Source organism: Herminiimonas sp., from assembly GCF_030655415.1.
This window is the reverse complement of the sequence record NZ_JAURVN010000002.1, coordinates 519,424-532,816: the sequence shown is the minus strand read 5'-3', so window position 1 is coordinate 532,816 and position 13,393 is coordinate 519,424. Positions and strand designations below refer to the sequence as shown.

Here is a 13,393-nt window from a genome sequence, read left to right as displayed (position 1 = left end):
CTGCCCCCCACGGGGGCTAATTTCCCTTGGGGCGGCCCGGCGGGAAATTGTTCGCCCCCACGTTCGCTCACTGCGTGTAGCTCTCTGCCCCCCACGGGGGCTAATTTCCCTTGGGGCGGCCCGGCGGGAAATTGTTGATGTTCGCGTTCTCATGCAGCCAGCAACTGCCTGAGTACAAAAGGCAAAATGCCGCCGTGGCGGTAGTAGTCCACCTCAATCGGCGTGTCGATGCGCAAAATCACCTGCAGTTGCTGCTTCGTACCGTCGGCGCGCGTGACGACCAGCGTGGCTTCGCTTTGCGGCTTCAGACCGGGATCGGGTAACACGTCGATCACTTCCTTGCCGGTCAGACCCAGGGTTTGCCAGGAGTCGCCGCTTTTGAATTGCAGCGGCAACACGCCCATGCCGACCAGGTTGCTGCGGTGGATGCGCTCGAAGCTGCGGGCCACCACCGCCTTGATGCCGAGCAGTTGCGTGCCTTTGGCGGCCCAGTCGCGCGAGGAGCCGGTGCCGTATTCCTCGCCGGCAAAAACCACCGTCGGCGTGCCCTCGTCCAGGTACTGCATGGCGGCGTCATAGATGAACTTCTTTTCGCCACCTGGCTGGAACAGCGTGATACCGCCCTCCTCGCGTGAGCCGTCGGGGCCAGCCGGGATCATCAGGTTCTTGATGCGCACATTGGCAAAGGTGCCGCGCATCATCACCTCGTGGTTGCCGCGGCGCGCGCCGTAGCTGTTGAAGTCGGCCTTCTGCACACCGTGGGACAGCAGCCACTGCCCGGCCGGCGAGCTGGCCTTGATAGCCCCGGCGGGCGAGATATGGTCGGTGGTGATGGAGTCGCCAAACAGCGCCATGATGCGGGCACCCTTCACCGACACAGCCTCATTTTCCATGTTTTTAATAGCGAAATTCTTGAAGAACGGCGGCTCGGCGATATAGGTGCTGGTCGGCCAGGTGTAGGCGGTCCCTGGCACGCCCCTGATCTTTCCCCACAGCTCGCCGGGCTCGGTCTTGACCTTGGCGTAGTTCTCGCGGAAGGCCTTGCCGTTCATGGCGAACTTCATCAGTTTGTCAATCTCGTCGCTGCTCGGCCAGATGTCGCCGAGGTAAACATCTTTGCCGCCCCTGCCCTTGCCGACCGGCTCGGTCATCAGGTCGCGCCGCACCGTGCCGGCAATCGCATAGGCCACCACCAGCGGCGGGCTGGCCAGGAAATTGGCTTTCAGGTTGGGGTGAATGCGCGCTTCGAAGTTGCGGTTGCCCGACAGCACGGCGGCGCACACCAGGTCGCTCTTGGTAATGGCTTCGTTGATCTCGGGCGTGAGATCGCCGGCGTTGCCGATGCAAGTGGTGCAGCCGTAGCCGACCAGTGCAAAACCGAGCTTTTCCAGGTAGGGCAGCAAACCGGTTTTTGTCAGGTACTCGGTGACGATGCGCGAGCCCGGGGCCAGCGATGTCTTGATATGCGGTGCTACCCGCAGGCCAGCTTCCACCGCTTTTTTGGCGAGCAGGCCGGCGGCCAGCAGCACGCTGGGGTTGGAGGTGTTGGTGCAACTGGTAATCGCCGCGATCAGCACATCGCCGTTGCCGATGCTGATACCGGTCGCCTTGGACGCGGGTGCGGCGGCATCCGAGTGCGCTGTTGCCAGCGTGGGACGGTTGGCTTCCATCTCGGCCACCATGCGGGGCGCGCCCGCCGGTGTGGGCGGAGCGCCCGGCAGCGTGTCGGCCCGGCCATGGTCGGTGTGCCGGAGCAAATGGCGCGTGCCCAGCATGGCCGCCGGCTGGTTGAAGCCGTTTTCGGCCACCGGCTTGCTGAACAGTGAAGCAAACTGGCTCGCCACATTGCCCAACTCGATGCGGTCCTGCGGGCGCTTCGGGCCGGCCAGGCTGGGGGTCACGTCGCCCAGGTCGAGCTGGACCACCTGCGAAAAATCGATCTCGCCGGCTTTGGCCACGCCAAACAGACCTTGCGCCCTGAAGTAGGCTTCAAAGGCCTCCATCTCGGCCTGGGTGCGGCCGGTGCCGGTGAAGTACGCAATGGTTTTTTCATCGACCGGAAAGAACCCCATGGTCGCGCCATATTCGGGCGCCATATTGGCAATCGTCGCGCGGTCCGGCAAGGGCAAGGTGCGTGTGCCTTCGCCGAAGAATTCGACAAACTTGCCGACCACTTTTTCGCGACGCAATGTTTCGGTGACACGCAGCACCAGGTCGGTGGCGGTGACGCCCTCGCGCAGCCGCCCGCTCAGCTCGAAACCGACCACGTCGGGCGTCAGCATGTAGACCGGCTGGCCCAGCATCGCGGCCTCGGCTTCAATGCCGCCCACGCCCCAGCCGACCACCCCGATGCCGTTGATCATCGTGGTGTGGCTGTCGGTGCCGACCAGTGTGTCGGGGTAATAAATGCCGTCTGTGCCCCTGTGTACGCCGCGCGCCAGGTACTCCAGGTTGACCTGATGCACGATGCCGAAGCCCGGCGGCACGACGCCGAAGGTGTCAAAGGCCTGCATGCCCCATTTCATGAACTCGTAGCGCTCGCGGTTGCGCTGGAATTCGAGCAACATGTTCAGGTCCAGCGAATTCTTCTTGCCGTAGTGGTCCACCATGATGGAATGGTCGACCACCAGGTCCACCGGCACCAGCGGCTCAATGAGTTTCGGATTCTTGTCCAGCTTCAGGGCCACGCTGCGCATCGCGGCCAGATCGACCAGCAACGGCACACCGGTGAAATCCTGCAGCACCACGCGCGAGACGACAAACGGAATTTCATCGGTGCGGTCGGCATGGGGGAGCCAGTTGGCCAGTTGCCTGACGTGTTCGGCACCGACTTTTTTTCCGTCGCCCATCACGCTTTGGCGCAGCACCGACTCCAGCACGATGCGCAGGGACACCGGCAGCCGCGAGATTTTTGGAAACTGCCTGGTCAGCGCGGGCAAGGAATAGAAACTGCCCGTTTTTCCCGAAGCGGTTTTGAAGGTTTTCAGGGTGTTGGCAAACGCGTGGGCCATGGCGAACTCCTTGTCTGGTGGTTTTTCGCTATTGTCACCCTGTCAGGTTTACCGCAAGGTCAGCAGGGCTTCATCTGGCAGGTAGCGCACGCCCAGCACGCCGTCAATTGCCCGCAGGTGATCCAGCACCGCGCCTGAGACCGGGCTGTCGACATCGACCAGCGTGTAGGCCATGTCGCCACGCGACTTGTTGACCATGTTGTGGATGTTCAGGCCGGCCTGGGCCATGGCGGTGGATATCTGCCCCAGCATGTTGGGCACGTTGGCGTTGGCAATCGCCACGCGGTAGGCCGACTCGCGCGCCATGGCCACCGCCGGGAAGTTGACCGCATTGACCACGTTGCCGTGCTCCAGGTAGTCACGCAACTGGTCGGCCACCATGATGGCGCAGTTTTCTTCGGCTTCGCGGGTGGACGCGCCCAGGTGCGGCAGCGCAATGACCCGCTCGTGGCGGTTGATGGCTGCGGAGGGAAAGTCGCAGACATACCCGCCCAACTGTTTCGCATCCAGCGCGGCCAGCACCGCGCTTTCACTGACCACGCCCTCGCGCGCAAAGTTCAGCAGCACCGCGCCGGGACGCATCAGCTTGAGATTGTCGGCATGGACCAGGTCGCGCGTGGCATCGACCAGCGGCACATGCAAGGTGACGAAGTGCGCGTTTTTCAGCACGTCGGCCACGCTGGCTGCTTTCTTGACCTGTGCGGGCAGGCTCCATGCCGCATCGACCGTGATGTCGGGGTCAAACCCCAGCACCTGCATGCCCAGCTTGATGGCCGCATCGGCCACCAGGCAGCCGACTTTGCCCAGACCCACGATGCCCAGCGTGTGCCCGGCGAGCTCGAAACCGGCAAAATTTTTCTTGCCCTCTTCCACCGCTTTGTCCATGTCCGGCAGCCCGGCGTCCAGGCCGGCGACAAAGCGCAGCGCAGGAGCGACGTTGCGCGCCGCCAGCAGCATGCCGGTCAGCACCAGTTCCTTCACCGCGTTGGCGTTGGCCCCCGGCGCATTGAACACCGGCACGCCGCGCGCGCTCATCGCCTGAACCGGGATGTTGTTGGTGCCGGCGCCGGCGCGGGCGATGGCCTGCACGCTGTCGGGCACGGTCATTGCAAACATGTCGGCCGAACGCACCAGAACGGCGTCCGGACGGGCCACGTCCTTGCCAACGGTGTACCGCTCAACCGGCAGGCGCCTGAGGCCATTGGCGGAAATCTGGTTGAGCACCAGAATCCCGAAGCGCCGCCCCTGCAGGCCAGTCGGCTCAGCCATGGCTGGCCTCGAATTCCCGCATATAAGCCACCAGGGCCTGCACGCCTTCCACCGGCATCGCGTTGTAGATCGATGCGCGCATGCCGCCGACCGAACGATGCCCCTTGAGCTGCACCATGCCGCGCGCCTGCGCGCCCTTCAAAAAGACCTCGTCCAGCGACTCGTCTTTGAGCTTGAAAGGCACGTTCATCAGTGAGCGGTCTTCGCGCGCGACCGGGTTGACGTAAAACGAGGTCGAGTCCAGGTAGTCATACAGCAGCGCCGCCTTGCGGCGGTTATGCACTTCGATGGCCTTGAGGCCGCCGAGCGCCTTGATGTGTTTGAACACCAGGCCGGCGATGTAGATCGCGTAGGTCGGCGGCGTGTTGTACATCGAGTCGTTGTCGGCCTGCTGTTTGTAGTCGAACACCCATGGGGTTTGCGGCATCGCGTGGCCGATCAAGTCGTCACGCACGATCACCAGGGTCAGCCCTGATGGGCCGATGTTCTTTTGCGCGCCGGCATAGATCAGGCCGTAGCGGCTGACGTCGACCGGGCGCGACAGGATGTTGGACGACATGTCGGCGACCAGCGGGACCGCGCCGGTGTCGGGCGTCCAGTGGTATTCGACGCCGCCAATGGTTTCGTTCGAGCAGATGTGTACATAGGCCGCGTTGGGGTCGAGTTTCCAGGTCTCGAACTTGGGCACGCTGGTAAAGCCGCTGGCTTCGGCGCTGGCGGCGACATTGACCTTGCAGAAATTTTTGGCTTCCTTGATGGACTTTTTCATCCACTCGCCGGTGTTGATGAAGTCCGCGCCGGCATGGCCGCGCAGCAGGTTCATCGGAACAAAGGCGTTTTGCCCGAGACCGCCGCCCTGCAGAAACAGCACCTTGTAGTTGGCCGGAATGGCCAGCAACTCGCGCAAATCCGCCTCGGCCTCGGCGTGGATGGCAATGAATTCCTTGCCCCGGTGGCTCATCTCCATGACTGACATGCCGCAGCCGTGCCAGTCGAGCATTTCGGCGGCGGCCTGGCGCAGCACGGGTTCAGGAAGGGTCGCCGGGCCGGCGCTGAAATTGAAAACGCGTGTCATGAACAAGACTTTCTAAAGGAAAAGGGAGTCGGCCTAGTGTGGCGTATGGTCACGCCAGCGGATCGCCAAAACGCACAGCATACAAGAAAGTCCCGCGGCATAGCCGGCGTCAGACCGGTTTGTCGCCCTCGAGCGTGATGCGGTGCATGACGCGGCGAAAACCATGGTAGTCGTTGACCGGGTTGTGCTGCGTACACCGGTTATCCCAAAATGCAATGGCGCTCGGCTCCCAGGCAAGGCGGCAGGTGAACTCCGGCTTGACCTGGTGGGCAAAAAGAAAGTTGAGGATCGGCGCACTTTCCTCGTCCGTCATGCCCTTGATGCCCGCGGTGTGCGCGACATTGACGAACAAAGCCTTGCGTCCGGTTTCCGGGTGGGTACGCACGACCGGGTGCTCGGCCCGGTACTCTTGCAGGGCGGCTTCCTTGCCGTCCGACTTGATGCGGTCTTCACGGGTCTTGGAAGTATCCGCCTTGGCCGAACTGCTGATGCCGGTCAATCCATCCAACAAGCGCTTCATGGTGCCAGAGAGCGACTCGTAGGCCAGATACTGGTTGGCAAACAGGGTGTCGCCGCCATAGGACGGCACTTCACGCGACAGCAGCATGGAGCCCATGGGCGGCGCTTCCAGATAGGTGGTGTCCGAATGCCAGATACCACCGAAGTTCACGGTTTCGTGCGCCAGCTTTTTCACCTCGATGATGTGGGGAAAGCCCTCCAGCCCCTTGACGAAAGGGTACTCCATCGGCTCGCCCATGGCCTGCGCAAAAACCATGAACTGCTGCGGTGTCAGGTTTTGGTTGCGCAGGAAAATAACCTGATGATCCAGAAACACCTGGCGAATGTCGGCAGCCAGCGCGACGGACACGCCCCCGGAGAGATCAACACCGGAAATTTCGGCACCCAAGGCACCTGCGATTTGTCTGATTTTCATGGCGCGCTACTTTCATTCGGTTTTGACGTTCACAACAACAGTCTTCACTTTGTCCATTTTTATAAAGATTCGGCCAGGTCGGACTCAACCTTCACGGCGCAGTGCGGGGAAAAGAATCACGTCGCGAATGCTGGCGCTGTCGCTCAAGAGCATCATCAGCCGGTCTATGCCAATGCCGCAGCCGCCGGTGGGCGGCATGCCGTATTCGAGGGCGCGCACATAGTCGGCGTCAAAGTGCATGGCTTCTTCGTCGCCGCCGTCCTTGGCGTCCGACTGGGCGTGAAAACGCGCCGCCTGGTCTTCGGCGTCGTTCAGCTCGCTAAAGCCGTTGCCGAACTCGCGGCCGGTGATGTAGAGCTCAAAGCGCTCGGTCACCTCGGGCCGTGCATCGTTGGCGCGCGCCAGCGGCGATATCTCGGTCGGGTGTTCCATGATGAAGGTCGGCGCCCAGAGTTCGTGCTCGACCGTCTCTTCAAAATAGGTCACCTGCAGGCTGGGCAGCGAGCGGCTCTCCGGCTTGTCCTTGGCGCTGAATTTCCCCAGCTTTTTCAGTGCGCTGCCCAGCCAGGCCGCGTCGTCCACATGGACGCCGGCATCGGTGTGTTTGAGGATGGCCTCGCGTATCGTCAGGCGTTCAAACGGCTGGCTCAGGTCCACCGGCCGACCCTGGTAACTGAGCTGCGTGCCGCCGGTCACCTGCGTGGCCACGTGGCGAATCAGGTCTTCGGTGAAAACCATCAAGTCCTGGTAGTTCCACCAGGCGGCATAAAACTCCATCATCGTGAACTCGGGGTTGTGCCGAACGCTGATGCCTTCGTTGCGAAAGCTGCGGTTGATCTCGAACACCCGTTCGAAGCCACCGACGATCAGGCGCTTGAGGTACAGCTCGGGTGCGATGCGCAAAAACATCTGCTGATCCAGCGCGTTGTGGTGCGTAATGAAGGGCTTGGCATTGGCGCCGCCCGGAATCGGGTGCAGCATGGGCGTTTCGACTTCTAGGAAATCATTGTCGACCATGAAATTGCGCATTGCCGAGACGGCCTTGCTGCGGGCGGCAAAACGCTTGCGCGCGGCTTCGTCGGTGATCAGGTCCACATAACGCTGGCGGTATTTGACCTCCGGGTCGGCCACGCCGTGAAACTTGTCGGGCAGCGGGCGCAGGCTTTTGGTGACCAGGCGGATGCTGGTGGCGTGAATCGACAGCTCGCCGGTCTTGGTCTTGAACAGTGTGCCGGTAGCGGCCACGATGTCGCCCAGGTCCCAGTGCTTGAATGCGTTGTGGACATTTTCACCCACGCCTTCGTTGTTGATGTAAATCTGGATGCGCCCGCCCGAGGGTCCGAAGGACGCGTCCTGCAGCGTCGCAAAACTGGCCTTGCCCATCACGCGCTTGAGCATCATGCGGCCAGCCACGCTGACGCTGACGGCCAGCGGCACCAGTTCTTCCTTGGTTTTATCGTCGTAGGCGGCAAACAGCGCGCCGGCACGATGCGTCGGTTTGACGTCATTGGGAAAAGCCACGCCCAGTCCCTCGGCCTGCTGCTGGCGCAGCGCATTGAGTTTTTCGCGGCGCTCGGCCATCATCTGGTTGTCGTCCGGTGCCGGAACGGCCGCAGCGGCTGGAGGGTTTGTGTTGTTGGACATGAAAAAAGGTTCTCGAAAAAAACAGCAGCGTGCTGGGCCAGCCGCGCGATGACAAAAAGGAGGGCACAAGCCGGCAAGAGCACGAAGCTCCGATTTTAGGCTGCGTCGCTCCGGTCAGAGCCCGGGCACCTTCTTACGCCAATCCCCCTCCGGGCGTGGGGACTGAAAGCTGCCGCTGCCGCCCCGCGGACCTCACAGCGCGATGCCGGTACGCTCCAGGATGTCGCTGACCAGTTCCAGCCGGACCAGCGGGTTGTCCAGCGCCATCAGGCGCTGCTTGAGCTCCAGAGGCATCGGCAGCAGCTCGCACCAGCGGTTGGCGACCCAGCCGCAGTCGTCAAACCGGTAGGGCGGCAGCAGGGGCATCTGCCCGGCCGGCACAGCCCGCTCCTGCAGGGTTTTGATCAGCCGGCCCAGCGAGTTGGCCGCGCCGCGCAGGTCTTCGGGCACCTTGACGGCCTGGTCGTCGGCGAGCCGGGTCACGTTGGCAATCCACAAGCCGTGCCTGAGCTTTTCACGGCTGGAAATCTCAAAGCGCTGCATGCCGGTGCAGCGAATCGTCATCAGGCCCGGCTGCGGCACGGAAAATTCGGTGATGGCGGCCAGGGTTCCCACGGCATTGAAGGCTTCGGTGGTAAAACCGTCACCATCAGGGTTGGCCGTATCCGGCTTGCGAACCTCCGAGCCCTGGGTCAGCGCGACCACGCCAAACGGTGCGCCGGTCTTGTGGCACTTGCCAATCATGTCGAGGTAACGAACTTCAAAAATCCGCAGCGACAGCAAGCCGCCAGGGTAGAGCACGGCACTCAACGGGAACAGCGGGAGCGAGAACAGGGTGAGGGCGTCAGACATCAATTCAGGGCTGGGAATTTACGGACAAGTTCTTGGTCAACAGCATCTTCCCACGAACTTGTTTCCCCATGCCGTGGCTGGGCTTGCCCGGCCTCAGACGACCGCGTCCGCCGGTTGCCGCAGCAGCATGGCCAGCGAGTTCGCCACCGTTTTTCGCAGTTCACGCCGGTCGCAGATGAAGTCGATCGCGCCTTTGGTTTGCAAGAACTCGGCACGCTGAAAACCTTCCGGCAGCGTGACACGCACAGTCGATTCGATCACACGCGGACCTGCAAAACCGATCAGCGCTTTCGGCTCGGCAATGACGATGTCGCCGACAAAAGCGAAGCCGGCGCTCACACCGCCCATGGTCGGGTCGGTCAGTACGCTGATGTAGGGCAGGCCTTTTTTGGCCAGGCGGGTCAGGGAGGCATTGGTCTTGGCCATCTGCATCAGGCTGAGCAGGCCTTCCTGCATACGGGCGCCGCCGGTGGCGGTAAAGCAGATGAAGGGCACTTTCTGCTCGATCGCGGCATGCACGCCGCGCACGAAGCGCTCGCCGACCACGCTGCCCATGCTGCCGCCCATGAAGTCGAACTCGAAGCAGGCCACGACCACGCCAATGCTATGCACCGCGCCGCCCATGACCACCAGCGCATCGGTCTCGCCAGTGTTTTCCAGCGCTTCTTTCAGGCGCTCGGGGTATTTGCGGCTGTCCTTGAACTTGAGCGGATCGACCGGAAGCACTTCCTGGCCCAGTTCGTAGCGGCCCTCGGGGTCCAGAAACGAGTCCAGCCGGGCCCGCGCATCCATGCGGTGGTGGTGGCTGCATTGCGGGCAGACGCACTGGTTTTTTTCCAGATCGGTCTTGTAGAGCACGGCTTCACAACTGGGACACTTGATCCACAGGCCTTCCGGCACACTGCGGCGCTCGGTCGGATTGGTCGGGGTGATTTTGGGCGGGAGGAGTTTTTCTAGCCAAGACATGGGCAGTCCTTATGTCCTTGTTGGAGGGCAACCCCGGGTCCGTTCGACAGGGGGAAAGCCTGAAAATAAATGCGATTATGCGCTGTCAGCAGACCCCGTTGATCCGTCGAGCGCGCTGCGGATTTCGCGCAGGAAGTCACGCACCACCGGCACAATCTGGCCGCGCGGCTGGCCGTCGATGAGCCCGATGATCCGGCTGCCGATGACCACGGCGTCGGCCACGCGGCCGATGGCCTGGGCGGTCGCAGCGTCGCGGATGCCGAAACCGACGCCGACCGGGATGCCGACATGCCGGCGAATGCGCGGCAGCATGGCCTCCACGGCGCCCAGGTCCAGCGTGCCGGCGCCGGTCACGCCCTTGAGCGAGACATAGTAGACATAACCGCTGGCCACGCCGGCGATCTGCGCCATGCGTTCATCGGTACTGGTGGGGGCCAGCAGAAAGATCAGGTCCATGCCGTGGGCGCGCAGCGCGGCCGCAAAGGCCACGCATTCCTCTGGCGGGTAGTCCACCACCAGCACACCGTCCACGCCGGCCTTTGATGCGTCGCGTACAAACGCGCCCTCCCCGCGCTTGAGGTCATAGGCTTCGATCGGGTTGGCGTAACCCATCAGCACGACCGGCGTGTTGTCGTCCTGCTGGCGGAAGACACGCACCATCTCCAGCACCTGCACCATGCCGATGCCCAGCGCGAGCGCCTGGTCGCCGGCCTTCTGGATGACCGGCCCGTCGGCGCTCGGGTCGGAAAACGGCACGCCAAGCTCGATCACGTCGGCACCGCCGGCCACCATGCCGTGCATCAGCTCGGGCGTGATGTCGGCAAACGGGAAGCCGGCCGTCACGTAGGGAATCAGGGCCTTGCGGTTTTGCGCCTTCAGCGCGGAAAAGGTGGCAGCGATGCGGCTCATGATGGTGTTCCGCTTCCCTTGACGGCGTGGCCGCGCATCGAGGGCCGGTCGTAAAAATCCGCGCCCGACAGGTCCGCCACGGTGCCGATGTCCTTGTCGCCGCGGCCCGAGAGGTTGACCAGGATGGACTGGTCGCTGCGCATGGTTTTCGCGAGTTTCATCGCGTAGGCCACGGCGTGGCTGGACTCCAGCGCTGGAATGATGCCTTCGGTGCGGCACAGGTAGTGGAAGGCCGCCAGCGCCTCCGTGTCGGTGATGCCGACATATTCAGCACGGCCAATGTCTTTCAAAAACGCGTGTTCCGGGCCGACGCCGGGGTAGTCGAGTCCGGCGCTGATGCTGTGGGTTTCCGTGACCTGGCCGTCTTCGTTCTGCAGCACATAGGTTCGGTTGCCATGCAGCACGCCGGGCCGGCCGCGTTGCAGCGAGGCCGAGTGTTTGCCGCTGTCCATGCCAATGCCTGCCGCTTCGACGCCGATCAGGCGCGTTTTTTCATAAGCGATGTAGGGGTGGAAAATGCCCATCGCGTTGCTGCCGCCGCCGACACAGGCAATCACCGCATCGGGCTGTTTGCCACCTGTCATTTCCGGCATCTGGGTCAGGCATTCCTCGCCGATCACGCTCTGGAAGTCGCGCACCATCATCGGGTAGGGGTGCGGGCCGGCGACCGTGCCGATGATGTAGAAGGTGTTGTCCACGTTGGCGACCCAGTCGCGCATCGCTTCGTTGAGCGCGTCTTTCAGCGTCCGGCTGCCTGATTCGACCGGCACCACGGTGGCGCCCAGCAGCTTCATGCGGTAGACGTTGGGGCTCTGGCGCTTGACGTCCTCGCTGCCCATGTAGACCACGCATTCGAGGCCGTAACGCGCGCAGATCGTGGCCGTCGCCACGCCGTGCTGGCCGGCGCCGGTCTCGGCGATGATGCGCGGCTTGCCCATGCGGCGCGCCAGCATGGCCTGGCCGATGGTGTTGTTGATCTTGTGCGCGCCGGTGTGGTTCAGGTCCTCGCGCTTGAGGTAAATCTGCGCGCCGCCCTGCTCGCGGCTCATGCGGTCGGCGTGGTAGATGGGGGAGGGGCGGCCGACGAAATGCTTGAGCTCGTAATGGAATTCGGCGAGAAAGGCCGGGTCGTGCTGGTACCTCGCGTAAGCGTCTTTCAGCTCATTGATCGCATGGGTCAGCGTTTCGGAAACAAAACTGCCGCCGTAAATCCCGAAGTGGCCCGTCGGGTCAGGTTGCCGGTAGGTGTACATGGTTTTTTGCAAGTAAGTCGTCGGCGGCACGAACGGCTGCGACGAACTGGTTGATTTTCTCAAAGCTTTTGATTCCTTTCGAAATCTCGACGCCCGAGCTGACATCAACGGCCAGCGTTTTACAACGCGGCCTGACTTGCAAAATGCCATCGGTCACATTTGCAGGTGTGAGTCCACCAGACAAAACGAGGTGAGCGTTGACGCTTGGAGGAAGAAGTGACCAATTGAATGTTTTTCCGCCGCCCCCAAAACCGTCGACATGGGCGTCGAGCAGGATGGCCTGGGCAGCCTTGAAGTCTTGTGCGTATTTTACGAGATCAAAGCGGGGGCCGGCCGTGGCGGGGTTTTCGTCCAGCGGAATGCGCGCGGCACGCAAAAAAGGCCGACCGGCCTGCCGGCAGGCCTCCGGCGTCTCATCGCCATGAAACTGGATCAAGGCCGTTGGCAGACGGGCGCAGGCAGCTATTATTTCAGGAGCGGATGCGTTGACGAAGAGCAGCACCGGGGTGACAAAAGGCGGCAGACGGGCGGCCAGCTCGGCGGCGCGTCCGGCGCTGACAAAACGCGGACTGCGTGCGTACATGACAAAACCCACGGCGTCGGCGCCGGCGCCCACTGCAGCGTCCACGTCCTCTTCACGGGTGAGGCCGCAGATCTTGATTCGTGTCCTGCCCGGGGCCGGAATTGAAGCGCTGTTCATGGCAACCAATCATAAGCCGCGGTGCGCTCGGGCAGGCCGTAGTGCGCCTCATAACGCGGACCGAGGAAATACAGGCCGTCGGGGGAAAACGTGGGGGCGGCCACGTCCCGGCGGCGAGCGGCCAGCACCTCGGCGATCCAGTCCGGCGTATGCTGGCCCTGGCCGACCGCCACCAGGCAACCCATGATGTTGCGGATCATGTGGTGCAAAAATGCATTCGCTTCAAACTCAAAGCGCCAGTAGCCTGCCCGCTGCGAAACTGCTATGCGCGCTATGGTTTTGACCGGCGTTTTGGCCTGGCATTGCGCCGCACGGAAGGCGCTGAAGTCGTGTTCGCCGATTAGGTGGGTGATGGCTGCGCGTATGGCCTGTGCGTCCATGGGCCGGTAGACCCAGCCGACGCGGCCGGCTTCGACGCTGGGGCGCACCGGCGACTCGAGCAGCACATAGGCGTAGCGCCGGCTGATCGCGCTGCCGCGGCAATGGAACTCGTCGGGAACTTCATGCGCCCACTGCACGGCGATGTCGCGCGGCAAAAAGGCGTTGGTGCCGCGCACCCAGGAGGACAGATCACGCCGCAGATCGGTGTCAAAGTGAACCACCTGCATCAGCGCGTGGACTCCGGCGTCGGTGCGTCCGGCGCACAGGGTGCGCAGGGGCTGGTTCGCGAACTTGCCCAGCGCCTTTTCCAACTGGTCCTGAACCGTGTTGCCGGACAACTGGCTTTGCCAGCCCTCGTAAGCACTGCCGCTGTAGCTCAGACCCAGGGCGATCCTCATG

Annotated in this window: 11 protein-coding genes; all 11 read right to left on the bottom strand. The window is 62.8% G+C overall.

Going from position 1 to position 13,393, the window contains the following annotated elements; genetic code table 11:
* Positions 1-149: 149 nt before the first annotated feature.
* The gene (locus tag Q7T66_RS02545) at positions 150-3,011 is read right to left on the bottom strand and encodes an aconitate hydratase (protein ID WP_304931690.1); all 2,862 of its coding nucleotides are present in this window, start codon (positions 3,009-3,011) and stop codon (positions 150-152) included.
* 48 nt (positions 3,012-3,059) lie between these two features.
* A complete protein-coding gene (locus tag Q7T66_RS02540; RefSeq protein WP_304931689.1) occupies positions 3,060-4,280 on the bottom strand; it encodes a phosphoglycerate dehydrogenase in 1,221 nt (406 codons plus the stop codon).
* Positions 4,273-5,355, bottom strand: coding sequence for a 3-phosphoserine/phosphohydroxythreonine transaminase (serC, locus tag Q7T66_RS02535; protein ID WP_304931687.1), 1,083 nt, complete (start codon positions 5,353-5,355; stop codon positions 4,273-4,275). The genes Q7T66_RS02540 and serC overlap by 8 nt, the downstream gene beginning before the upstream one ends.
* A gap of 109 nt (positions 5,356-5,464) precedes the next feature.
* Positions 5,465-6,289 (bottom strand): TauD/TfdA family dioxygenase, encoded by an 825-nt coding sequence (locus tag Q7T66_RS02530; protein ID WP_304931686.1) that lies wholly within the window; start codon positions 6,287-6,289, stop codon positions 5,465-5,467.
* Positions 6,290-6,373: 84 nt separating this feature from the next.
* Positions 6,374-7,933 (bottom strand): lysine--tRNA ligase, encoded by a 1,560-nt coding sequence (lysS, locus tag Q7T66_RS02525; RefSeq protein ID WP_304931685.1) that lies wholly within the window; start codon positions 7,931-7,933, stop codon positions 6,374-6,376.
* A gap of 192 nt (positions 7,934-8,125) precedes the next feature.
* Positions 8,126-8,785, bottom strand: a complete 660-nt coding sequence (locus Q7T66_RS02520; protein WP_304931684.1) for an LON peptidase substrate-binding domain-containing protein — start codon at positions 8,783-8,785, stop codon at positions 8,126-8,128.
* 93 nt (positions 8,786-8,878) lie between these two features.
* On the bottom strand, positions 8,879-9,751 hold the full coding sequence (gene accD / locus Q7T66_RS02515; protein ID WP_304931683.1) for an acetyl-CoA carboxylase, carboxyltransferase subunit beta: 873 nt from the start codon (positions 9,749-9,751) through the stop codon (positions 8,879-8,881).
* 75 nt (positions 9,752-9,826) lie between these two features.
* Entirely contained in the window at positions 9,827-10,660 is an 834-nt protein-coding gene (trpA, locus tag Q7T66_RS02510; protein ID WP_304931682.1) for a tryptophan synthase subunit alpha, read from the bottom strand.
* Complete coding sequence (gene trpB, locus Q7T66_RS02505) at positions 10,657-11,913, bottom strand: tryptophan synthase subunit beta (RefSeq protein WP_304931715.1); 1,257 nt, start codon at positions 11,911-11,913, stop codon at positions 10,657-10,659. Before trpB ends, trpA begins: the two co-directional genes overlap by 4 nt.
* Entirely contained in the window at positions 11,891-12,613 is a 723-nt protein-coding gene (locus Q7T66_RS02500; protein ID WP_304931681.1) for a phosphoribosylanthranilate isomerase, read from the bottom strand. Before Q7T66_RS02500 ends, trpB begins: the two co-directional genes overlap by 23 nt.
* Positions 12,610-13,392 (bottom strand): tRNA pseudouridine(38-40) synthase TruA, encoded by a 783-nt coding sequence (gene truA, locus Q7T66_RS02495; RefSeq protein WP_304931680.1) that lies wholly within the window; start codon positions 13,390-13,392, stop codon positions 12,610-12,612. The genes Q7T66_RS02500 and truA overlap by 4 nt, the downstream gene beginning before the upstream one ends.
* Position 13,393: the final 1 nt, after the last annotated feature.